This is a genomic window from Streptomyces sp. NPDC001410, assembly GCF_042895235.1.
Lineage (GTDB): Bacteria > Actinomycetota > Actinomycetes > Streptomycetales > Streptomycetaceae > Streptomyces.
On record NZ_JBIAWE010000006.1, the window covers coordinates 342,153 to 363,312 of the forward strand.

21 protein-coding genes are annotated in these 21,160 nt (G+C 72.0%); 14 read left to right on the top strand and 7 right to left on the bottom strand.

All coding sequences use genetic code 11. The annotated features are described in order from the left end of the window. Positions 1-24: 24 nt before the first annotated feature. The 6 genes from ACFY3C_RS15490 to ACFY3C_RS15515 form a co-directional block, all read right to left on the bottom strand. Positions 25-1,014 carry a zinc-dependent alcohol dehydrogenase family protein gene (locus ACFY3C_RS15490; protein ID WP_390771062.1) on the bottom strand — a complete coding sequence of 330 codons (990 nt, stop codon included), beginning with the start codon at positions 1,012-1,014 and terminating at the stop codon, positions 25-27. Beyond that, positions 1,011-1,856, bottom strand: a complete 846-nt coding sequence (locus ACFY3C_RS15495) for a carbohydrate ABC transporter permease (RefSeq protein ID WP_386574015.1) — start codon at positions 1,854-1,856, stop codon at positions 1,011-1,013. Before ACFY3C_RS15495 ends, ACFY3C_RS15490 begins: the two co-directional genes overlap by 4 nt. Continuing rightward, the gene (locus tag ACFY3C_RS15500; protein ID WP_386574014.1) at positions 1,853-2,794 is read right to left on the bottom strand and encodes a carbohydrate ABC transporter permease; all 942 of its coding nucleotides are present in this window, start codon (positions 2,792-2,794) and stop codon (positions 1,853-1,855) included. The genes ACFY3C_RS15495 and ACFY3C_RS15500 overlap by 4 nt, the downstream gene beginning before the upstream one ends. Beyond that, positions 2,791-4,164: an ABC transporter substrate-binding protein gene (locus tag ACFY3C_RS15505; protein ID WP_386574012.1), complete on the bottom strand. Its 1,374-nt coding sequence runs from the start codon at positions 4,162-4,164 to the stop codon at positions 2,791-2,793. The genes ACFY3C_RS15500 and ACFY3C_RS15505 overlap by 4 nt, the downstream gene beginning before the upstream one ends. A 77-nt stretch (positions 4,165-4,241) precedes the next feature. Continuing rightward, positions 4,242-5,012, bottom strand: a complete 771-nt coding sequence (locus tag ACFY3C_RS15510; RefSeq protein ID WP_386574011.1) for a DeoR/GlpR family DNA-binding transcription regulator — start codon at positions 5,010-5,012, stop codon at positions 4,242-4,244. Positions 5,013-5,296: 284 nt separating this feature from the next. After that, the gene (locus ACFY3C_RS15515) at positions 5,297-6,121 is read right to left on the bottom strand and encodes an NAD-dependent epimerase/dehydratase family protein (RefSeq protein ID WP_390771063.1); all 825 of its coding nucleotides are present in this window, start codon (positions 6,119-6,121) and stop codon (positions 5,297-5,299) included. A gap of 235 nt (positions 6,122-6,356) precedes the next feature. Here ACFY3C_RS15515 and ACFY3C_RS15520 point away from each other — a divergent pair, with 235 nt between their 5' ends. Together ACFY3C_RS15520 and ACFY3C_RS15525 are read left to right on the top strand one after the other, a co-directional pair. Next, positions 6,357-7,298, top strand: coding sequence for a 5-dehydro-4-deoxyglucarate dehydratase (locus ACFY3C_RS15520; protein WP_390771064.1), 942 nt, complete (start codon positions 6,357-6,359; stop codon positions 7,296-7,298). Beyond that, positions 7,295-8,458: a hypothetical protein gene (locus tag ACFY3C_RS15525; RefSeq protein WP_390771065.1), complete on the top strand. Its 1,164-nt coding sequence runs from the start codon at positions 7,295-7,297 to the stop codon at positions 8,456-8,458. The genes ACFY3C_RS15520 and ACFY3C_RS15525 overlap by 4 nt, the downstream gene beginning before the upstream one ends. Before the next feature lie 136 nt (positions 8,459-8,594). On the opposite strand, the gene ACFY3C_RS15530 is transcribed toward ACFY3C_RS15525, so the two are convergent. Beyond that, the gene (locus ACFY3C_RS15530; RefSeq protein WP_390771066.1) at positions 8,595-9,830 is read right to left on the bottom strand and encodes an MFS transporter; all 1,236 of its coding nucleotides are present in this window, start codon (positions 9,828-9,830) and stop codon (positions 8,595-8,597) included. Positions 9,831-9,981: 151 nt separating this feature from the next. Between ACFY3C_RS15530 and ACFY3C_RS15535 the strand changes: the two genes are divergently transcribed. From ACFY3C_RS15535 to ACFY3C_RS15590, 12 genes are all read left to right on the top strand, one after another. Further along, positions 9,982-10,569, top strand: coding sequence for a TIGR03086 family metal-binding protein (locus tag ACFY3C_RS15535; protein WP_390771067.1), 588 nt, complete (start codon positions 9,982-9,984; stop codon positions 10,567-10,569). Positions 10,570-10,677: 108 nt separating this feature from the next. Beyond that, complete coding sequence (locus tag ACFY3C_RS15540) at positions 10,678-10,983, top strand: hypothetical protein (RefSeq protein WP_386574004.1); 306 nt, start codon at positions 10,678-10,680, stop codon at positions 10,981-10,983. A gap of 9 nt (positions 10,984-10,992) precedes the next feature. Continuing rightward, a complete protein-coding gene (locus ACFY3C_RS15545; RefSeq protein ID WP_390771068.1) occupies positions 10,993-11,274 on the top strand; it encodes a hypothetical protein in 282 nt (93 codons plus the stop codon). 168 nt (positions 11,275-11,442) lie between these two features. Beyond that, positions 11,443-12,204 carry an MBL fold metallo-hydrolase gene (locus ACFY3C_RS15550; protein ID WP_386574002.1) on the top strand — a complete coding sequence of 254 codons (762 nt, stop codon included), beginning with the start codon at positions 11,443-11,445 and terminating at the stop codon, positions 12,202-12,204. Positions 12,205-12,334: 130 nt separating this feature from the next. Beyond that, on the top strand, positions 12,335-13,000 hold the full coding sequence (locus ACFY3C_RS15555; RefSeq protein WP_390771069.1) for a GntR family transcriptional regulator: 666 nt from the start codon (positions 12,335-12,337) through the stop codon (positions 12,998-13,000). Beyond that, positions 12,997-13,908, top strand: coding sequence for a dihydrodipicolinate synthase family protein (locus tag ACFY3C_RS15560; RefSeq protein ID WP_390771070.1), 912 nt, complete (start codon positions 12,997-12,999; stop codon positions 13,906-13,908). Before ACFY3C_RS15555 ends, ACFY3C_RS15560 begins: the two co-directional genes overlap by 4 nt. Positions 13,909-13,922: 14 nt before the next feature. Further along, complete coding sequence (gene araD, locus ACFY3C_RS15565) at positions 13,923-15,644, top strand: L-arabinonate dehydratase (protein WP_390771071.1); 1,722 nt, start codon at positions 13,923-13,925, stop codon at positions 15,642-15,644. Positions 15,645-15,742: 98 nt separating this feature from the next. Continuing rightward, positions 15,743-16,678 carry a carbohydrate ABC transporter permease gene (locus ACFY3C_RS15570; protein WP_390771072.1) on the top strand — a complete coding sequence of 312 codons (936 nt, stop codon included), beginning with the start codon at positions 15,743-15,745 and terminating at the stop codon, positions 16,676-16,678. Beyond that, positions 16,675-17,559, top strand: a complete 885-nt coding sequence (locus ACFY3C_RS15575) for a carbohydrate ABC transporter permease (protein ID WP_390771073.1) — start codon at positions 16,675-16,677, stop codon at positions 17,557-17,559. Before ACFY3C_RS15570 ends, ACFY3C_RS15575 begins: the two co-directional genes overlap by 4 nt. A gap of 76 nt (positions 17,560-17,635) precedes the next feature. Beyond that, the gene (locus ACFY3C_RS15580; RefSeq protein WP_390771074.1) at positions 17,636-18,775 is read left to right on the top strand and encodes a Gfo/Idh/MocA family protein; all 1,140 of its coding nucleotides are present in this window, start codon (positions 17,636-17,638) and stop codon (positions 18,773-18,775) included. Further along, positions 18,775-19,620, top strand: coding sequence for a PmoA family protein (locus ACFY3C_RS15585; protein WP_386573993.1), 846 nt, complete (start codon positions 18,775-18,777; stop codon positions 19,618-19,620). Before ACFY3C_RS15580 ends, ACFY3C_RS15585 begins: the two co-directional genes overlap by 1 nt. Next, on the top strand, positions 19,617-21,125 hold the full coding sequence (locus tag ACFY3C_RS15590; protein ID WP_390771075.1) for a family 43 glycosylhydrolase: 1,509 nt from the start codon (positions 19,617-19,619) through the stop codon (positions 21,123-21,125). The genes ACFY3C_RS15585 and ACFY3C_RS15590 overlap by 4 nt, the downstream gene beginning before the upstream one ends. The last annotated feature ends 35 nt before the right edge of the window (positions 21,126-21,160 follow it).

Here is a 21,160-nt window from a genome sequence, read left to right on the forward strand (position 1 = left end):
GGACATCCGCCCGCCTGCGACCCGTTACGGCACCACCACGATCTTCCGCCCCACGCCCGCCGCGAACTGCTCCAGCGCCTCGGGGTACCGCTCCAGCGGGATCCGGTCGCTGATGAACACCTCGGGGTCCAGCACCCCGTTCGCGAACAGTTCCGCGGCCCGTTCGAAGCTGTGCAGGACCGCCATCGAACCGGTGATGGTGATCTCCTGGTTGTAGATGCGGTACGGATCGATCGTCACGCGCGTCGCGTAGTCGGCCACCCCGAACTGCAGGAACGTGCCCGCCTTCGCCACCCGGTCCAGGCCGTCCTGGATGGCCGCCGCGTTGCCGGTCGCGTCGACGACCACGTCCCAGCCCTGCGGGCGGTCCAGTTCGTCCGCGCCCGCGGCGGACGCCGAGACGCCGAGGCGGCGGGCCGTCTCCAGGCGGGCCGGGTTGAGGTCCACGACGTCCACGCTCGCCGCGCCGGTGCGCTTGGCCAGTTCCAGCATCATCAGGCCCATGGTCCCGGAGCCGTAGATCAGGACGTGGGCGCCGAGGCGGGCGCGGAGGACGTCGTAGCCGCGTACCGCGCAGGACAGGGGTTCCACGAGGGCCGCGTCCTGGGTGCGGACGTGCTCGGGGAGCTTCACGCAGTTCGCCACCGGCGCCACCGCGTACCGGGCAGCGCCACCCGCCGTCGTCACGCCGATCGCGGCCCAGCGCTCGCACAGGTTGTTGTGGCCGGTACGGCAGTAGCGGCACTCGTAGCAGTACAGGGAGGGGTCCACGGCCACGCGGTCGCCGACTCCGACCTCCGTGACCTGGGTGCCGACCCCGACCACCTCGCCCGCGAACTCGTGCCCGGGGACGATCGGCAGCTTCGGCGCGAACTCGCCCTGGAGGATGTGCAGATCGGTGCCGCACAGGCCGCAGGCGGCGACCTCGACGACGACCTCGCGGGGACCTGGCGTCGGGTCCGGGACCTCGGTGACGACGGCGCGGCCCACGGACTCGATGACGGCGGCCTTCATTTCACGGCTCCCAACGACAGGCCCTGGACCAGCTTGTCCTGGGCGGCGAACCCCGCGGCGAGCACCGGCAGGGAGATGACGAGCGAGGCGGCGCACACCTTTGCCAGGAACAGGCCCTGGCTGGTGATGAAACCGGTCAGGAAGACGGGGGCGGTCTCGGCGACCACGCCGGTCAGGACTCGGGCGAAGAGCAGTTCGTTCCAGCTGAAGATGAAGCAGATCAGGGCGGTGGCGGCGATGCCGGGCAGGGCGATGGGGGCCACCACGCGGGCGAGGATCGTCGGCAGGCGGGCGCCGTCGATCTGCGCCGCCTCGATCACCGCCACCGGGACCTCGGCGAGGAAGGACTGCATCATCCACACCGCGATCGGCAGGTTCATGGAGGTGTAGAGGATGACGAGGAGCCAGATGTTGTCGAGCATCCCGGTGTTCTTGGCGAACAGGTAGATGGGCAGCAGGCCCGCCACCACCGGCAGCATCTTGGTGGACAGGAAGAAGAACAGGACGTCCGTCCACTTCTTCACCGGGCGGATGGAGAGTGCGTACGCCGCCGGGAAGGCCAGCAGGAGCACGAGCAGCGTCGAGGCCACCGACGCCATGGTCGAGTTGATCAATGCCGGCCACGGGCTTGCGCCCCCGCCCGTGCCGAAGAAGTCGCGGTAGCCGTCCAGGGTCAGGGCCGCGCCGAAGGACGGGGGATTCGTGGCGGCGTCGGCCTCCGAGTGGAAGGAGGTCAGGACCATCCAGGCGATGGGCAGGAAGAACAGCAGACCGACCAGCCAGGCCAGCAGGCCGAGGCCCACTGAGCGGCGGCTGCGGATGCGTATGGCGACGGTGCTCATGCGCGGGACACCTCCTCGCGGAACAGGGACGACACCACGCGCAGGGCGAAGGTCGCGATGACGATCGAGCCGATGACGACCAGGACGCCGGCGGCCGAGGCGAGGCCGTTCTCATGGGCCTGGTAGAAGCTCTGGTAGACGGTGTAGGGGAGGTTCGCGGTGCCCAGGCCGCCGGAGGTGATCGTGAACACCGCGTCGAAGTTCTGGACGATGTAGATCGAGCCCAGCAGGGCACCCAGTTCGAGGTAGCGGCGCAGATGCGGGAGCGTGAGGTGGCGGAAGATCTGCCAGTCGCTCGCGCCGTCCACCCGCGCCGCCTCGATCTGCTCGGCGTCGCGGCTCTGCAGTCCCGCCAGCAGGATCAGCATCATGAACGGCGTCCACTGCCAGATCAGCGCGGCCTCGACCGCGAGGAGCGGGTTGTCCGAGATCCAGTCCGGCTGGGGGCCGCCCACATAGTGCAACAACCCATTGAACAGGCCGTATTCGGGGTTGTAGAGCACATGTTTCCACAGCAGGGCCGCGGCGACGGGGACCAGCAGGAACGGGGCGATCAGCAGGGTGCGGACCACGCCGCGGCCCCGGAACCTCCGGTTGAGCAGCAACGCTATGGCGAGGCCCAGGATCAGGCTGACCAGGACCACCGTGACCGTCAGCAGGACCGTCGTCCACACCGAGTTGCGCAGGTCCGGGTCGGTCAGGACCTGGCGGTAGTTGTCGACGCCGGCGAAGTGACGGGCCTTCGGATAGAGGGCGTTCCAGTGGAAGAACGAGATCACCACGGTCGCCACGAACGGCAGCTGGGTCACCACGATCATGAAGACCAGGGCGGGCAGCAGTGGGGCCCGGACGGCCCACGCTCGCATACGGTTCGGCGGCCGGGTCGCCGGCCGCGCGGTGGCGGCGGCGACTCGGGCGGAGGAGGTGGTGACGGTCATGATCCCTCGTACTTCTTGGCGACGGCCTCGGCGAGCTGCTGCGACTTCTGCAGCGCGCTGTCGACGGACTCCCGGCCGGCGACGGCGGAGCTGATCTCCTGGGAGACCTTGGTGCCGAGGTCGGTGAACTCGGGGATGCCGACGAACTGGATGCCGGGCGCGGGGCGGGGCTGCACACCCGGGTCGTTCGGCTGGGCGCCGGCTATGGCGTTCCGGGTGACGTCCGCGAAGGCAGCCGCCTCCTTGCGGTACTCCGGGATGTCGTACGTCGACGAACGCTTGCCGGCCGGCACGTTGGCCCAGCCCGCCTTCTCGCCCACGAGCTTCTCGTAGTCCTTGCCGGACGCCCACGACATGAACTTCCAGGCGTCGTCGGGGTTCTTGGACGCCTTCTGGATGCCCCACGCCCAGGTGTAGAGCCAGCCGGAGCTGTCGGTCTTCTCGACCGGGGCCTGGACGTAGCCGATCTTGCCCTTGACCGGGGAACCGGAGGCCTCCAGCGAACCCGCGCCGGACGTGGCGTCGTACCACATGGCCGTCTTGCCCTGCGTCATGTCGTTCAGGCACTCGGCGAAGCCGGACTGCGCAGCGCCGGACTCGCCGTGCTTACGGACCAGGTCGACGTAGAACTGGGTGGCCTGCTTGAACTCCGGGGAGTCCACCTGCGCCTTCCAGTCCTTGTCGAACCAGGTGCCGCCGAAGGTGTTGACGACGGTGGTCAGCGGAGCCATCACCTCGCCCCAGCCGGGCAGCCCGCGCAGACAGATGCCCTTCATCCCGGACTCGGCGCCGTCCGCCTTGGCGGCCAGGTCGGCGACCTGCTTCCAGGTGGGCTTGGCCGGCATGGTCAGGCCCTTCTTCTGGAAGACGTCCTTGCGGTACATCAGGAAGGAGGACTCGCCGTAGAAGGGCTCGCCGTAGAGCTTGCCGTCCGCCGCAGTGAGGGCCTGCTGCATCGGCTTGAGGATGTCCTGCTGGTCGAAGGCGGTGTCGCTCTTGACGTACGAGTCGATCGGGTGGAGCCATCCGTTCTTGGCGTAGATCGGGATCTCGTAGTTGCTGAGCGTGGCGACGTCGTACTGGCCCGCCTGGTTGGCGAAGTCCTGGCTGATCTTGTCTCTGACGTCGTTCTCCGGCAGGACGGTGAAGTTCACCTTGATCCCGGTGTCCTTGGTGAAGTGGTCGGCGGTGAGCTTCTGCAACTCCACCATCTGCGGGTTGTTCACCATCAGGACGTTGATGGAGTGGGCGGAGGACCCGCCGCCGGCGCCGCCGGCGCCCGAGCAGCCGGCGAGCAGTGGAGTGATCAGCGTTCCTGCGGCGGCCACGGCAAACAGGGCGCGGGGCGTTCGGCGGCTCTGGGTTTGCATGGAGTACTCCTGGGCGTATGGGGAGATAAAGGGCACCTGCGGCATGGGTGTGCCCCGGGGGGACGGTGTTCGGTTTTTCAGACCCGGATGACCTGCGGGCCCAGCAGGGAGTAGCGGTGGGCCTCGGCCGTCGGGAGCAGCGTGCTCGTCACGATCGCCTCCAGCGCGCCGACCTCGGCGAACCGGCAGAAGCTGACCGCTCCGAACTTGGTGTGCACGCCCGCGAAGACCGTCCTGCGCGCGGCGCGGATGGCCTGGGCCTTGACCTCGCTGACGGCGGGGTCGGGGGTGGTCAGGCCGTGTTCGCGGGAGATGCCGTTGGCGCCGATGAAGGCGAGGTCGACCACGAAGCCGGACAGCATCCTGGTCGTCCAGTGGTCGACGGTCGCCAGGGTGCCGGCCCGGACCCGTCCGCCGAGGAGCAGGACCGACATGTTCTCGGCCTCGGCGAGGGCGCCCGCGACGGGCAGCGACGCGGTGACCACGGTCAGCGGCCGGTCCGTCGGCAGAGCCTCGGCGATGAGCTGCGGGGTGAAGCCCTCGTCGACGAAGACCGTCTCCGCGTCCCCCAGCAGCTCGGCCGCGGCGGCCGCGATCCGGCGCTTCTCGGGGACGTGACTGGTGGCGCGGAAGGCGAGTGTCGTCTCGAAGCCGGCGCTCTCCACCGGGTAGGCGCCGCCATGGGTGCGACGGACCAGCCCGTGGTCCTCCAGGGCGCGCAGATCGCGCCGGATGGTCTCCTTGGCCACGCCCAGCCGGGCGGCGAGTGCGGTGACGTCGACCGAGCCCGTGGCGCGCGCGGCCAGCACGATCTCGCGCTGGCGTTCTTCCGCCGTCCTCGTGCTCATGTCGTCACCCACTTCCCTGTGGAGCTGCCCGTTCGGGCCCATGGGGGAAGTTCTACAGCGGGTGTGCGGCGCTGACCAGGTCTGTTGCGGGTCCGATACTGCCCGTGTGTGCCCGTTTGCGAAGCGGTGTGCCCGCCTCGGACCTGCGCGGCTGCCGGGCGAGGAGTGGGAGCGGGCGGCCCGGATGCCCGAACACGGGGGCGGGCGGGCCCGTTCGGTGCCCGCCCGCCGCGATGAGCGATCGTTTTCCGCCGCCTTGCCGGATACCCGGCCCCGCCGAAGGCTCAGTACGGCCAGATGGGCGGATCGTTCACGAAGTGCCCGCCCAGGTGGCTGTGGGCCGGGTTCTCCGGGTCCAGCTCGCCCTGCTCGGCGATCAGCTTCTCGGCGTACGGCTCCGAGTCGTCCTGCGGCTCGTAGCCGAGCGACCGTGCGGTCGTGAGGTCCCACCACAGGCGGGTGTTCGCCGAGGAGCCGTAGACCACGGTGTGGCCGACCTCCTCGGCGGTGAGGGCCGCGTGGAAGAGGCGGGCGCCGTCGGCCGGGCTCATCCAGATGGAGAGCATGCGCACACTGGTCGGCTCCGGGAAGCAGGAGCCGATGCGCACCGAGACGGTCTCCAGGCCGTGCCGGTCCCAGTAGAGCTGGGCGAGGTCCTCGCCGAAGGCCTTGGACAGGCCGTAGAAGGTGTCGGGGCGGTGTGGCGTGTCGATCGGGATCAGCACTCTTGAATCAAGAGGTGTGCCCGGGCGCGGGGCCGGGGTGAAGCCGACGGCGTGGTTGGAGGAGGCGAAGACGATCCGCGGCACGCCTTCGAGGCGGGCGGCCTCGTACAGGTTGTAGGTGCCCTCGATGTTCGACCTGAGGATCTTCTCGAAGGGCGCCTCCAGGGAGATGCCCGCGAGGTGCAGGATCGCGTCCACGCCCCGCACCGCCTCGCGCAGCGCCTCCTTGTCGGTGAGGTCCGCGGTGATGGCGTCCGGTGCGTCCTCGACGGGGCGCACGTCGAGCAGGCGCAGCGTGTAGCCGTACTCCGGCAGCAGGGACCGCATCAGGGTGCCGAGCCCGCCGGCGGCGCCGGTGAGCAGCACGGTGCGGGGAGCGGGCATCCTCGATCTCCTTGACGACAGAGGCCGCATGCATGGACAGGATTCACATCCGTGGACACGCTAGGGAGCGGCAGCGGATCTAGTCAAGTGTGCCGTGGAGTGGGGAAATCCGTTGCTGTGTTGCGGGTTTGCCCGCTTGACCCGCCCCGAGACGGGCCCGTAGCGTGAAGGCGTTCAGAAATATGGACGCCGATCAGAAACGTGCACCGACGACGTGCACCGACAGGGAGCGCCCGTGACGCCAGCCCCTCTCGCCGCCCGGCTCCGCGACCCGAGCGGGCCGCTGTTCTTCCCCGTCACGGCCTACGGCCCGGACGGCTCGGTCGACCTCGACGTCTACCGCACCCATGTGCGCCGGGGCGTCGCGGCCGGTGCCGCCGCCGTGTTCGCCTGCTGCGGCACCGGGGAGTTCCACGCGCTGCTGCCGGAGGAGTTCGAGGTCTGCGTGCGGGCGGCCGTCGAGGCGGCCGAGGGGCGCATCCCGGTGCTCGCGGGCGCCGGCTACGGCACCGCGCTCGCCGTCCGCTACGCGCGACTCGCCGAGGACGCGGGCGCCGACGGGCTCCTCGCCATGCCGCCGTACCTCGTGCTGGCCGGCCAGGAGGGCCTGCTGCGGCACTACCGGGAGGTCGCCGCCGCCACCGCCCTGCCGGTGATCGTCTACCAGCGCGACAACGCCGTCTTCACCCCGCACACCGTGGTCGAGCTGGCCCGCACCGACGGCGTCATCGGTCTCAAGGACGGCCTCGGCGACCTGGACCTGATGCAGCGGATCGTCAGCGCCGTCCGCACCGAGGTCCCCGGCGACTTCCTGTACTTCAACGGCCTGCCCACCGCCGAGCAGACCCAGCTCGCCTACCAGGCCCTCGGCATCACCCTGTACTCCTCGGCCGTCTTCTGCTTCGCCCCCGAGATCGCCCTCGCCTTCCACCGGGCCCTTCGGACGGGCGACCGGGACACCGTGCGCCGCCTCCTGGACGGCTTCTACCGCCCGTTCGTGGAGCTGCGCGCCCAGGGCCGCGGCTACGCCGTCTCGCTCGTCAAGGCGGGCGTACGGCTGCGCGGCCTGGACGTCGGTGAGGTCCGGCCCCCGCTGCACGAGCCCGGCGAGGACCACGTCAAGCAGCTCGCTCAGCTGATCGAGCGCGGCTACGCGCTGCTGGAGGAGGACGCGTGAAGGCGTCGGCGTTCGTCTACCCCTGGGACGTCAACGGGGACCCCGACGCCCCCGCCCGCATCGCCGCACTCGGTGTACGGCAGGTGACCCTCGCGTCCGCCTACCACTCCACCCGCGCCCTGACCCCCCGCCACCCGCGCCACCGCATCGTCACCGCCGAGTACGCGGCCGTCCTGTACCCGGTCGGCAACCGCTGGGCCGGCCGCGGCCTGCGCCCGTACCCCGCCGGGCGCTGGGCCCCCGCAGACGCCTACGGCGAGGCCGCCGAGGCGCTGGCGGAGGCCGGCCTCGACGTGCACACCTGGGTCGTCCTCGCGCACAACTCCCGCCTGGGTGCCGAACATCCGGACACCTCGGTCGTCAACGCCTACGGCGACCGCTACCCGTGGGCCCCCTGCATCGCCCAGCCCGCCACGCGCGCGTACCTGGTCGACCTGGCCGCCGAGGCCGCCGTACGCCCCGGCGCGCACGGCACCGAACTGGAGTCCCTCGGCTGGTACGGGCTCCAGCACCTGCACGCCCACGACAAGACCTCCGGGGTCGGCCTCGGGGACGCCGGGCAGTACCTGATGTCGCTCTGCTTCTGCCCCGCCTGCCGTGCCGGCTACGGCGAACAGGGCCTGGACGCCGACGGGTTGGCGGCCGCCGTACGGGACGCCCTGGAGCCGCTGTGGCGGGGCGCGGCCGACGACGGGGGCTGGCCGACGGTCGAGAAGCTCCTCGGTCAGGACACCGCGGCCGCCACGCGCGCGTGGCGCGACACCACCGCCCGCACCCTCCAGGAGCAGGCCGTCACCGCCGTACGCGCCGCCGCACCCGACGGCTTCCAGGTCCTGCTGCACGCGGACCCGGTGCCGTACCACTGCGGCGCCAACGTCGGCGTCGACCCCGCCCACATCCTCTCCGTCGCGGACGGCGTGGTGGTGCCATGCACAGCCGGCACGGACCTGCTGCCACCCTTCGCCGAGCAGGCGCGCGAGGGGACGGTGCTGGCCGCCAACTTCACGGTGGTCTCCGGGATGGGCGGCAGCCCTGGCACCCTCGCGGCCGACGTGGCACGTGCGCGTGGCCGGGGTGCGACGGAACTGCGGTTGTATCACGCGGGGCTGGCGTCGGACGGTGACCTCGCGGCGGTGCGCGAGGCGCTCGGCGCGCGTTGAGCCGCGGGCGGGCGTGCGAGGGGACGGTGCTGGCTGCCAACTTCAGGGTGGTCTTCGGGATGGGTGGCAGCCCTGGCACCCTCGCGGCCGACGTGGCACGTGCGCGTGGCCGGGGTGCGACGGAACTGCGGTTGTATCACGCGGGGTTGGCGTCGGACGGTGACCTCGCGGCGGTGCGCGAGGCGCTCGGCGCGCGTTGAGTCGCGAGCGCGGCGGCCGTCAGGAGCAGCAGCAGGCCGTACAGGGGCAGCAGCAGCCCGGGGCCGGCCAGTTCGACCAGGCCGGCCCCGGCGGCCAGCCCGACCATGTTCGGCGTGAACATCAGCGTGTGGGCGGTGGCGGTCGCCCGGCCCAGCAGCGGACCCGGGGTCTCCCGCTGCACGGCGGTGAGCGCGGCGATCAGCACGCAGGGCAGACCGAGGCCGACGGCGGCCCCGGCCACCAGGGCAACCGGATCCGACGGCACGGCCCGCGCGGCCACCCCGGCCGCCGTCAGGGCGATCCCGGCCGCCGCGAAGCGTCGCCCGCCCAGCCGCCGCAGCGCCGGCCCGGAGACCAGCCCGACCGCCACCGAGCCCGCGCCCTGGACGGCGTACAGCACACCCGCATAGGCGGGGGAGTGCCCGAGGCGGTCCACGACGGCGTACAGCGTCGTGCTGCCCAGCGAGGCGAGGAGCATCGTCGCACCGCCCGCCCGGACCAGCGGACGCAGCCCCGGGTGCGCCCGCAGATGGCGGACGCCCTCGGTGGTCCGGCGCCACCAGCCGTCGCCCGACCGGGCGGGCCGTTCCTCGGGGACGCGCACGAGGGCGCACAGCCCGGCGGCGAGCACGAAGGTGACCGCGTCGAGGCAGGCGACGGCCGGACCGCCGAAGGCCGTGTACAGGCCCGCCCCGGTCAGCGGGGCGACCAGCTTCATGCCCTCGCTGGCGGTCATGCGCAGCCCGTTGAAGTCGCCGCGCAGGTCCGGGCCGACGGCTGCGGTGACCAGGGCCGACTCGGCCGCGTCGTGCACGACACCGGCGGCGCCGTACCCGAACAGCACGGCGAACAGCAGCCACAGGCGGCCGGGGGAGTCAACCGTGAACAGGGTGAGCAGGAGGCCGGCCAGGGCGAGGTTGACCGTGATGAGCAGGGGTCTGCGGCGGAAGCGGTCGGCGAGGGTGCCGAGCGCCGGGCCGGCCAGGGTGGGCGCCCACAGGGCGAGCATGCACAGGGCCGCCAGGCCGTTGGAACCGGTGAGGTCCTTGACCCACACGCCCGACGCCAGCCACAGCGAGGACGTGCCGAAACCGGACACGACCACACCCGTCAGAAGCAGCCCCGCAGTGCGGTCCCGCAGCACGCGGAGCACGGTCCAGGAAGTCGTCATGCCAGGTCATCGTGGCTCTAAGGGGGGTGCACGCGGATCGGGCACGTGCCTTATCCCGGCCCGGGACCATGGCTTCGCGGGGCACCGATGAGTTTCGCCGAGCCGGCCGGTCACCCCTCCGTACGGGCAGCGCAACCCCAAGGAGCAGGACATGACCGACGCGATCCTCGACCTCGGACCACAGACCCGGATCCTGGCACGGCTCGCGGAATCCGTGACCGACGACCAGCTGTCCGGTCCCACCCCGTGCCCTGACCTGGCGGTACGCAATCTGCTCGGCCACCTGCTGGGCCTGTCCGTCGCCTTCCGTGACGCCGCCCGCAAGGACCTGGGCACGAACACCGACACACCCCCGAACACCGTCCTCCCGGACCTCGGCCCCGGCTGGCGCGAGGAGCTGCCGAAGGCGCTGGACGAACTCGCCGACGCCTGGCGCGACCCGGCCGCCTGGACCGGTATGACCCGCGCGGGCGGGGTGGACCTGCCCGGCGCGGTCGCGGGTGCGGTCGTCGCCGACGAGCTGGTGATCCACGGCTGGGACCTGGCCCGCGCCACCGGCAGCCTCTACGCCCCCGACCCCGCGGCCCTCACCTCGGCCCACGGCTTCCTCCTCGCGGCGGCCGACGAGCCGAACCGCGGCAACGGCCTCTTCGGCCCGGTCGTCCCGGTCCCGGCCGAGGCGCCGCTGCTGGACCGGGCGGTGGGGCTGAGCGGGCGGGATCCGGGGTGGCGGCCGTAGGGCCTGTCGTGGGCGTACCGGCGATCTCCGGGCGGCGGAAGCGGCGCATCGGCCCTACGGTGACCTGAGAGGGGGGCAGGCCGTACAGGTACTACGGAGGATGCCGCCATGCAGGAGCACTACGTGTGGGTGACGACGCGCCGCCTTCAGCCGGGCGCGTTGGAGGAGTTCGAGCGGGCATGGCGCCCGGCCCCCGCCCCGGCGGGCCTGCACCGCGCCTACGCGTACTGGTCCGAGGACGGGCAGGAGATCACCGGCGTGTCGTTCTGGGACACCCAGGAGTCGTGCGACGCGTGGCGGGCCTCCGACCCGGAGGCGCAGCGGCGGGCGGCCATGGCCCCGTACGTCGTCTCGGAGAGCGAGGGCTTCTACCGCGGCCGTGAACTCACCCTCCCCGGCGTCGGCCATGGGTGAACGGCTGACATGAGCGAGATCGTCGTCGTGTACGAGCTCGACCATCCGGCGGCCGCACACACCTCCCCGCCCGGCCCGCCCGACGCGGAACGCCTGCCGCGCCGGGTGCATGCGGTGCCCACCGCCCCAGGCAGGCCGGACGCCGCCGGCCCGCGGACACTCTGCGGCAAGGACACCTTCGCCATGGAACCGGCACAGTGGAAGCCCTCCGAGCACCCCGGGGCGCCCTGGTACCCCGCCGAGTACGCGTCCGTGGTCTGCCCCGAATGCGACGCCGTGATGGAGGTCTGAGCAGGACCCCCGGTCCGGGCGGGGAGCGCAGGCGTCTGTGGGCGGGGAACGCAGGCGTCATGGCGGGCCCCCGCCGACGCCGGGTTCCTCGCCGCCCGGCTGCGCCACCCCGGGCTCCACTTGGCGAAATGAGTCGGAGCCGGGCGAAAGGCGTCGTACTCTCCTGCCATGCCGCTCACCCTCACCGTCCTCGGTACCGCCTCGCCGCACCCGGGCCCCGACCGGCCCTGCTCCGGCTATCTGGTGTCCGGCGGCGGCGCCGAGGTGTGGGTGGACGCGGGGCCCGGTACGTTCGCCGCGTTGCAGCGGCACACGGATCCCGCCCGGCTCACCGCGATCTGGATCTCGCATCTGCACGCCGACCACAGCGCCGACCTGCTCGCCGCCACCTACGCCTTCGCCTTCGGCGGCATGGCCCCGCACGCGCCGATCCCGGTGTACGCGCCCCAGGACTGCGCCCGCCGGCTGGCCGGCTTCTTCGGCCGCCCGGACGTCGAGTTCCTGAAGGGCGTCTTCGACTTCCGGGACCTGTACGACGGCCACGACGTGAGGCACTGGAACCTCCGCCTGACCACCCGCGCCGTCGCCCACGACACCGAGGCGTACGGGCTGCGCGCCGAGGCCCAGGGCAGCGTCCTGGCGTACTCGGGAGACAGCGGACCCTGCCACGCGCTCACCGAACTCGCCTCCCGCGCCGACCTGTTCCTGTGCGAGGCAGACATCGACGAGCATCGCGTCGGCGAACACCCGCGTCAGGTCCATCTGACGCCCGAGGACGCCGGCCGCATCGCCCGGGACGCCCATGTGCGCGAGTTGCTCGTCACCCACGTCGGCCCCACGCTCACCCGCGAGGCGGCCACCGGGCGAGCCGCCGCGGTCTCCGGCCGGCCCACGTACACCGCCGTCGAGGGCGACACCCGCACCGTCTGAACCGGCCGCCCGAGCGCCTCAACTTCCTTTGTCAGAAGCATTGACGAATCACGGGCCCCCTCCTACCTTCAACGCGTCGTACTTCGTACGTCATATATGAGACGCGATATGTGAGATCCGAGAGGGCCGCATGACCTCTGTGCCCACGCCGATCCCGTCCCGCACGCAATACGTGCTGGACGCGATCAAACACCGCATCCTGACCGGCCGGCTGACGCCCGGACAGGCCCTGGTCGAGACGGAGCTGGCCGCGCAGTACGGGGTGTCCAAGACCCCCGTGCGGGAGGCGTTGAAGACCCTCGCCGGGACCGGGCTCGTCGTGATGAGCCAGTACAAGGGCGTCACGGTGCGCATGGTGGACGCGGACATGGCGCGCGAGGTCTACGACGTGCGGCTGCTGCTGGAGCCCGAGGCGCTGCGCCGGGCGGTTCGGCGCGGAGCCTCCCTCGACACCGCCCGCGACGCGCTCACCCGGGCCGACGCCGCCACCGACACCGCCGAACGCTCCCTGGCCAACCGGGAGTTCCACCGCGCCCTCTACCTGCCGTGCGGCAACCCGCTGCTCGGCCGGATGCTGGACGAGGTCCGCGACCAGGCCGCCCTCGTCTCCGCCGTGGCCTGGGCGACCGACCCCTCCTGGGAGCGGGAGGCCGCCGAGCACCGGCAGATCCTGCGGCTCGCGCTGGACGGCGACGCGGACGGCGCCGCGAGCGCCCTGCACTCCCACATCGCCTCGTTCGTACGGCGCGCTTTCCCCTCGGACACCGAGCCCCACCCAGAGGAAGGTCATCAATGAGCAGCGTGACGTTCGAGACCCAACGGGCGGCCCTGGCCGACGTGGTGGCCATCCCGGTGACCCCCTTCGCCGAGGACGGCTCCGTCGCGCAGGACGCCCACCGGGCCCTGCTGCGTCGCCTGCTCGACGGCGGGATCCGCACCCTCACCCCGAACGGCAACACCGGCGAGTTCTACGCCCTCACCCCCGAAGAGCGCCGCCTGGTCACCGAGTCGACCGTCGGCGAGGTCGGTGACCGCGCCGTGATCCTGGTCGGCGTCGGCCACGACCTGCCCACCGCGACCGCCTCCGCCCGGCACGCCCGCGCACTCGGCGCGCAGATGGTGATGGTCCACCAGCCCGTCCACCCGTACGTCTCGGCGGCCGGCTGGGTCGACTACCACCGTGCCATCGCCGAGTCCGTGCCCGAACTGGGCGTGGTCCCCTACATCCGCAACGCCCAGCTGCCCGGCGCCCGCCTCGCCGAACTCGCCGACCACTGCCCCAACGTCATCGGCGTGAAGTACGCCGTACCGGACGCCGCACGCTTCGCGGCCTTCGCGCGGGACGCGGGCCTGGACCGCTTCGTCTGGGTGGCGGGCCTCGCCGAACCGTACGCACCCTCCTACTTCTCCGCGGGCGCCACCGGCTTCACCTCGGGGCTCGTGAACGTCGCCCCGGCCGTTTCGCTGAACATGATTGAAGCGCTTCGATCCGGTGACTACCCGGCCGCCATGAAGGTCTGGGAGCAGATCCGCCGCTTCGAGGAACTGCGCGCCGCCCACGGCTCCGCCAACAACGTCACCGTCGTCAAGGAAGCCCTCGCCGCGCTCGGCCTGTGCCGCCGGGACGTCCGCCCGCCGGCCAGGCAGCTGCCCGAGGACGAGCGCGCCGAGGTCGCCGCCATCGCCGCCGGATGGTCGATATGAAGCAGCCGCACGAAATGAAGCAGCCGCACGAACTGAGAAGCCACCAGTGGTACGGCACCGACGGCCTGCGCTCCTTCAGCCATCGCGCCCGTACCCGCCAGCTCGGCTACCTGCCCGAGGAGCACCTGGGCAAGCCGGTCATCGCGATCCTCAACACCTGGTCGGACATCAACCCCTGCCATGTGCACCTGCGGGACCGGGCGCAGGCCGTGAAGCGCGGGGTCTGGCAGGCCGGGGGCTTCCCGCTGGAGTTCCCGGTCTCCACGCTCAGCGAGACCTTCCAGAAGCCGACCCCGATGCTCTACCGCAACCTGCTCGCGATGGAGACCGAGGAACTGCTGCGGTCGTACCCGGTCGACGGCGCCGTCCTGATGGGCGGCTGCGACAAGTCCACGCCCGCCCTGCTGATGGGCGCCGCCTCGGTGGACCTGCCCGCCGTCTTCGTACCGGCCGGGCCCATGCTCCCGGGCCACTGGCGGGGCGAGGTCCTCGGCTCCGGCACCGACATGTGGAAGTACTGGGACGACAAGCGGGCCGGCCTCATCGGGGACTGCGAGATGGCCGAGCTGGAGAGCGGCCTGGCCCGCTCGCCGGGCCACTGCATGACCATGGGGACGGCGTCCACGCTGACCGCGGCCGCCGAGGTGCTCGGCGTCACCGTGCCCGGCGCGTCCAGCATCCCGGCCGTGGACTCCGGACACGACCGGATGGCCGCAAGGGCGGGCCTGACGATCGTCGAACTGGTCCACAAGGACCGCAGGTTGAGCCAGATCCTCACCCGGGAGGCCTTCGCGGACGCGGTCACCACCGTGCTCGGCCTCGGCGGCTCCACCAACGCCGTGATCCATCTGATCGCCATGGCGGGCCGGGCCGGAGTGAAGCTGACGCTGGACGACTTCGACCGCATCGCCCGCACGGTCCCGGTCCTCGCCGACGTCCGCCCCGGCGGACAGCGCTACCTCATGGAGGACTTCCACTTCGCGGGCGGCCTGCCCGGCTTCCTCTCCCGGATCCCGGACCTGCTCCACCTCGACCGGCCGACGGCCCTGCACGACACCCTGCGCGAGCAGCTGGAGGGCGCGCAGGTGCACGACGACGACGTCATCCGCCCCCGCGACAACCCGGTCGCGAGCGAGGGCGGGGTCGCGGTGCTGCGCGGCAACCTCTGCCCCGACGGCGCCGTCATCAAGCACATCGCCGCCGAGCCCCACCTGCTCAAGCACACCGGCCCCGCCGTCGTCTTCGACGACTACAAGGCCATGCAGCGCACCATCAACGACCCGTCCCTCGGCATCACCGCCGACAGCGTGCTCGTCCTGCGCAACGCCGGGCCCAAGGGCGGCCCGGGCATGCCCGAGTACGGCATGCTCCCGATCCCGGACCACCTGCTCAGGCAGGGCGTGCGGGACATGGTGCGGATCTCCGACGCCCGGATGAGCGGCACGAGTTACGGCGCCTGCGTGCTGCACGTGGCACCGGAGTCGTACGTCGGCGGCCCGCTGGCGCTGGTACGCACCGGGGACTCCATCACCCTGGACGTCGAGGCACGCACCCTCCAGCTCCACGTGGACGACGAGGAGCTGGAGCGCAGGCGGGCCGAGTGGACACCGCCGCCCGCCCGTTGCGAGCGCGGCTACGGCGCCCTCTACAACGAACAGATCACCCAGGCCGACACCGGCTGCGACTTCGAGTTCCTGGCCCGACCGGGCAAGGTGCCGGACCCGTACGCCGGCTGAACCCCCGCACGCCCCCTGGTGAAGCGCTTCACCCATGTGCATGCAGCAAGCGCTTCCTGCACCCGCTGTACAAGTCCCATTGCGAACGGAGAACAGTCATGGCCCAAGCCGCAGCCGTGGCGAAACCGCCCGCGCCACCCCGGCGGCGCCGTGCCTCCGCGACCCCGCGCAGGCTGCCGTACCTGCTGATCGCCCCGGCGGCCCTGCTCATGCTGGGCTTCATCGCCTACCCGGTGCTCAGCGTCTTCTACTACAGCCTGCAGAACTACAACCCCACCAAGCCGTGGCGGAACGGCTTCGCGGGCTTCGACAACTTCACCCAGGCCTTCGCGCACGACCCGCAGTTCTGGGACACGCTGACCTTCAGCGCCAAGTGGGTCGTGGTGGAAGTCGGGCTGCAGCTGCTGTTCGGGCTCGCGCTGGCGCTCATCGTCAACCAGACCTTCGTGGGGCGGGCGCTCGGCCGGGCGCTGGTGTTCTCGCCCTGGGCCGTCTCCGGCGTGCTGACCTCCGCGATCTGGGTGCTGCTCTACAACTCCCAGACGGGCATCACGCGTTATCTCGCCGACGCCGGCATCGGGTCGTACGGCACCAGCTGGCTGTCGGACACCTCGACCGTCTTCCCGGCCGCGGTCGTCGCCGACCTCTGGCGGGGCGTCCCCTTCTTCGCGATCCTCATCCTCGCCGACCTCCAGTCCGTCTCGAAGGACCTGTACGAGGCCGCCGAGGTCGACGGGGCGAGCCGCCTCAAGCAGTTCCGGCACATCACCCTGCCCCATCTGAAGGACGCGATCGTCCTGTCCACGCTGCTGCGCGCGGTGTGGGAGTTCAACAACGTCGACCTGCTCTACACCCTCACCGGCGGCGGACCCGCGGGGGAGACCACCACCCTCCCGCTCTACATCGCCAACACCAGCGTCGACGCCCACAACTTCGGCTACGCCTCCGCGCTGACCACGGTGGCGTTCGTGATCCTGCTCTTCTGCTCGATCGTCTATCTGCGGCTGAGCAAGTTCGGAGGTGAGACCAAGTGATCACCGAGATCGCTCCCGCACCCGAGCGCGTGGCGTCCGAGCCCGCCCGGCCGCGCGGCAGGCGCCGCGCCTGGGACGAGGTCCCGCGCCGGCACATCTACGTCCCCCTCACGATCTACCTCCTGTTCACCCTGATCCCCTTCTACTGGATCCTGCTCTTCGCGCTCCGCCCGGCCGGCTCCACCTCCCTGGTCCCCTGGCCGATGACCTTCGAGCACTTCCAGAAGGTGTGGACCGAGCGCAGCTTCGGCACCTACTTCGCCAACAGCGTCTACGTCGGCCTCGCCACCCTCGTCCTGACCACCGTGGTCGCGCTGGCCGGCGGTTACGCCCTCGCCCGCTTCGACTTCCGGATCAAGCGCGGCTTCCTGCTCGCCCTGCTCTGCTCCCAGTTCGTGCCGGGCGCCCTGCTGCTGGTCCCGCTGTTCCAGATCTTCGCCAAGCTCCAGATGATCAACTCGCTGGGCAGCGTCATCATCGCCGAGACCGTCTTCCAGCTGCCGCTGTCGATGATCCTGATCAGCGGGTTCATCCGGAACGTGCCGTACTCCCTGGAGGAGGCCGCCTGGGTGGACGGCTGCGACCGGCTGACCGCCTTCCGGATCGTCGTCCTGCCGCTGCTGCGGCCCGGGTTGATCGCCGTCGGCTCCTTCGCCTTCGTGCACGCCTGGAACCACTTCCTGTTCGCCCTGATGTTCCTCTCCGACCAGAGCAAGCAGACCATTCCGGTCGGCCTCAGCACCCTGATGAGCGCGGACAGCGTCGACCTGGGCGCCTTGGCGGCGGGCGGCATCATCGCGGCCGTACCGGTCGTGATCGTGTTCGCCTTCATCCAGAAGTGGCTGATCACCGGCTTCAGCGCGGGGGCGGTGAAGGGATGAGACTCCGTCACCTCACACTCACCGCAACCCTGGCCGGCCGAGAGGCGGCGCGCGGTGCGGGCGCAGGGAGGATCCCATGACCGTACCCATCGTCCTGGCGGGCGCGCGCGGCCACGGCCGGTGGCACCTGGACAACATCCGCCGGCTTCAGGCGAACGGCCTCGTCCGGCTGGCCGGGATCTGCGAACTGACCCCGCTGAGCCAGGAGGAGATCCCCGACGGCCTGGGCACGCCGGAGCAGTCCGCCGACTTCGGGGCGCTCCTCGACACCACCGGAGCGCGGATCGCCGTCGTCTGCACGCCGATCCCCACCCACACCGACCTGGCGCTGCGGGCCGCGGAGCGGGGCGTGCACCTCCTGCTGGAGAAGCCGCCCGCGCCCTCCTACGCCGAGTACCGGCGTATGGCCGACGGGGTCGCCAAGGCTGGCGTGGGCTGCCAGATCGGGTTCCAGTCGCTGGGCTCGCACGCCCTGCCCGCGATCAGGCGGCTCATCGCCGAGGGTGCGATCGGCGAGATCCTCGGGGTCGGCGGCGCCGGGGCCTGGGCCCGCGACGAGGCCTACTACCGGCGGGCGCCCTGGGCGGGCCGGCGGCGCCTGAACGGCGTCGACGTGGTCGACGGGGTCCTCACCAACCCCCTCGCGCACGCCGTCGCCACCGGCCTCGCCCTGCTCGGCACCACCCGCGCCGAGGACGTCACCGGCATCGAGACCGAGCTGCTGCGCGCCAACGACATCGAGTCCGACGACACCTCCTGCGTCCGCGTGCGCACCCCGCGCGGCCCGGTCACGGTCGCTGCGACCCTGTGCGCCGAGGAACCGGGGGAGCCGTACGTCCTGGTGCACGGCGACAGGGGTCGGATCACCTTCTGGTACAAGCAGGACCGGGTGCTGCTCCAGCGGGCCGGCCACGGCCCCGAGGAGTCCGCGCACGGCCGCACGGACCTGCTGGAGAACCTGGTCGAACACCTCACCACCGGCGCGCCGCTGCTGGTGCCCCCGGACGAGACCGGTGCCTTCATGCAGGTCGTCGAGGCCATCAGGACCGCCCCAGACCCGGCCCCGCTGCCCGAGACCGCCTGGCGTCCGCTGCCCGCCGAGCGGCGCCGGGTCGTGCCCGGCATCGACGGCCTGGTCGCGGCCTCGGCCGACACCCTCGCCCTCTACTCCGAGCTGGGCGCCTCCTGGGCCCTACCGAAAGAGGTGAGCACGTGATGACGCAACACGACACTCCGGTCCTGCGGGTCGCCGGCCGCCCGGTCGGCCGGTACGTCACCCGGCCCGAGCTGCCGGACCGGCTGGCCCCGCGCCCCTATCTGCACCCCGTCACCACCCTGGCCGGCACGGCGGTCACCGAGCTGAGCCCCGCCGACCACGCACACCACCTCGGCGTCGGTGTCGCCGTTCCCGACGTCGAGGGGCACAACTTCTGGGGCGGGCGCACCTTCGTGCGCGACCGAGGGCCGACCGAGCCGGCCAACCACGGCTCCCAGCGGCACACCGCCTTCCAGCTGCGCGACCCCGACGGCTTCGTGGCCGAGCTGCGCTGGGTCGCCGCCGGAGCCGAGCTGCTGCGCGAGCGCCGTACCGTCGCCGCCACCGAACTCACCGACACCGCCTGGGCGCTGGACTTCACCTTCTCCCTCACCAACGTCACCTCGGGCCCGCTGTCCATCGGGAGCCCCGCCACCAACGGGCGGCCCGGCGCGGCCTACGGCGGCTTCTTCTGGCGGGCCCGCAGGCAGGAGTCGGCGCCGGACGTCTTCACCGCCGACCGCGAGGGTGAGACCGAGGTGCACGGCACCCGCGCCGACTGGCTCGCGCTGGCGGGCGCCGGCTGGACGCTGGTCTTCGCCGGGGCCACCGAGGACACCCGGCGCGACCCGTGGTTCGTGCGCGCCGCCGAGTACCCGGGCGTGGGCTCCTCGCTGGCGCACACGCAGCGGCTGCCGATACCTCCCGGCGAGACCCTCGTACGCCGGGTCGTCACCGTCGTCGCCGACGGCCGCCCGGAGCGCGGCGAGGCGGCCGCGCTGGTCCGCAAGGCGGTGGGTCAGTGACGAGCCGGACCTACCGGAACCCGGTCCTGAACGCCGACTGGTCCGACCCGGACGTCGTCCGCGTCGGCGACGACTTCTACCTCACCGCCTCCAGCTTCGGCCGCGTACCCGGCCTGCCCCTGCTGCACTCGCGCGACCTCGTCAACTGGACCCTCGTCGGCCACGCCCTCGAACGCCTCGAACCGGCGGCGGAGTTCGCGACGCCCCGGCACGACTGCGGGGTCTGGGCACCGGCGATCCGGCACCACGACGAACGCTTCTGGATCTTCTGGGGCGACCCGGACCACGGCGTCTACCAGATCAACGCCCCCGAGATCCGCGGCCCCTGGACCCGCCCGCACCTCCTCAAGCCGGGCAAGGGCCTGATCGACCCGTGCCCGCTCTGGGACGACGAGACCGGCGAGGCCCATCTCGTGCACGCCTGGGTCAGGTCCCGCTCCGGCATCAAGAACCGGCTCACCGGCCACCGTATGCACCCCGACGGCACCTCCCTCCTCGACGAGGGCAAGGTGATCGTCGACGGCGACCGCATCCCCGGCTGGTTCACCCTGGAGGGCCCCAAGCTCTACCGGCACGACGGCTGGTTCTGGATCCTCGCGCCCGCCGGGGGAGTGGAGACCGGCTGGCAGGGCGCCTTCCGCTCCCGCGGCTTCTTCGGGCCGTACGAGGAGCGGATCGTCCTGGAGCAGCGGGACACCGAGGTCAACGGGCCGCACCAGGGCGGCTGGGTGCGCACCGCGGCCGGCGAGGACTGGTTCCTGCACTTCCAGCAGCGGGGCGCCTACGGCAGGGTCGTGCACCTCCAGCCGATGCGCTGGGCCGAGGACGGCTGGCCCGTGCTCGGCGACGACGGCGCCCCCGTGGCCGTACACCGCCGCCCCGACCTCCCGCCGCAGCCGCCCGCCGCTCCCGCCACCGACGACGACTTCCCCGGCGGACGGTACGGCCGCCAGTGGCAGTGGCCGGCCAACCCGGGCGACGGCTGGGCCACCCACCACTCCGGGGACGGGCTGCGACTGACCTGCGTCCGCTCGGCCGACGCCCATGACCTGCGGAAACTGCCGCACATCCTCACCCAGCGCCTGCCCGGCCCGCCGAGCGCGATCGAGGTCGAGCTGCGCCTGGACGGCACCGAGCCGGGCGCCCGGGCGGGGCTCGCGGTGCTCGGGGACGCCTTCGGATGGATCGGGCTCGAACGGGGCGCCGACGGGACGGCGCGGCTCGTGCACCGGTTCGCGGAGGCGGTGGCCGACCACGAGCGGGACGCCGGTGTGCCGTGCGTCGCGCCCGAGGGGCGGGCCCGGCTGCGGATCGAGGTGGCGGCCGGGGCGCGCTGCCGCTTCTCCTACGACGTCGGAGACGGCCCGCGCCCGTCCGGGCCGGTCTTCGCGGCCACCCCCTGGCGCTGGGTCGGCGCCCTGCTCGGCCTGTTCGCCGCCGCACCCGAGGGACCGGGGCATGCGGGGGCGGCGACCTTCACGGAGTTCCGGATCAGCCCCTTGTAGTGCCCTGCACGACAGCTCCACCACGCCATTGGATC

Excerpts from the sequence above, each read along its gene's own strand:
- ACFY3C_RS15490 (WP_390771062.1), bottom strand. The coding sequence starts at position 1,014 with ATGAAGGCCGCCGTCATCGAGTCCGTGGGCCGCGCCGTCGTCACCGAG.
- ACFY3C_RS15495 (WP_386574015.1), bottom strand. The coding sequence starts at position 1,856 with ATGAGCACCGTCGCCATACGCATCCGCAGCCGCCGCTCAGTGGGCCTC.
- ACFY3C_RS15500 (WP_386574014.1), bottom strand. The coding sequence starts at position 2,794 with ATGACCGTCACCACCTCCTCCGCCCGAGTCGCCGCCGCCACCGCGCGG.
- ACFY3C_RS15505 (WP_386574012.1), bottom strand. The coding sequence starts at position 4,164 with ATGCAAACCCAGAGCCGCCGAACGCCCCGCGCCCTGTTTGCCGTGGCC.
- ACFY3C_RS15510 (WP_386574011.1), bottom strand. The coding sequence starts at position 5,012 with ATGAGCACGAGGACGGCGGAAGAACGCCAGCGCGAGATCGTGCTGGCC.
- ACFY3C_RS15515 (WP_390771063.1), bottom strand. The coding sequence starts at position 6,121 with ATGCCCGCTCCCCGCACCGTGCTGCTCACCGGCGCCGCCGGCGGGCTC.
- ACFY3C_RS15530 (WP_390771066.1), bottom strand. The coding sequence starts at position 9,830 with ATGACGACTTCCTGGACCGTGCTCCGCGTGCTGCGGGACCGCACTGCG.
- ACFY3C_RS15535 (WP_390771067.1), top strand. The coding sequence starts at position 9,982 with ATGACCGACGCGATCCTCGACCTCGGACCACAGACCCGGATCCTGGCA.
- ACFY3C_RS15540 (WP_386574004.1), top strand. The coding sequence starts at position 10,678 with ATGCAGGAGCACTACGTGTGGGTGACGACGCGCCGCCTTCAGCCGGGC.
- ACFY3C_RS15545 (WP_390771068.1), top strand. The coding sequence starts at position 10,993 with ATGAGCGAGATCGTCGTCGTGTACGAGCTCGACCATCCGGCGGCCGCA.
- ACFY3C_RS15550 (WP_386574002.1), top strand. The coding sequence starts at position 11,443 with ATGCCGCTCACCCTCACCGTCCTCGGTACCGCCTCGCCGCACCCGGGC.
- ACFY3C_RS15555 (WP_390771069.1), top strand. The coding sequence starts at position 12,335 with ATGACCTCTGTGCCCACGCCGATCCCGTCCCGCACGCAATACGTGCTG.
- ACFY3C_RS15560 (WP_390771070.1), top strand. The coding sequence starts at position 12,997 with ATGAGCAGCGTGACGTTCGAGACCCAACGGGCGGCCCTGGCCGACGTG.
- araD (WP_390771071.1), top strand. The coding sequence starts at position 13,923 with ATGAAGCAGCCGCACGAACTGAGAAGCCACCAGTGGTACGGCACCGAC.
- ACFY3C_RS15570 (WP_390771072.1), top strand. The coding sequence starts at position 15,743 with ATGGCCCAAGCCGCAGCCGTGGCGAAACCGCCCGCGCCACCCCGGCGG.
- ACFY3C_RS15580 (WP_390771074.1), top strand. The coding sequence starts at position 17,636 with ATGACCGTACCCATCGTCCTGGCGGGCGCGCGCGGCCACGGCCGGTGG.
- ACFY3C_RS15585 (WP_386573993.1), top strand. The coding sequence starts at position 18,775 with ATGACGCAACACGACACTCCGGTCCTGCGGGTCGCCGGCCGCCCGGTC.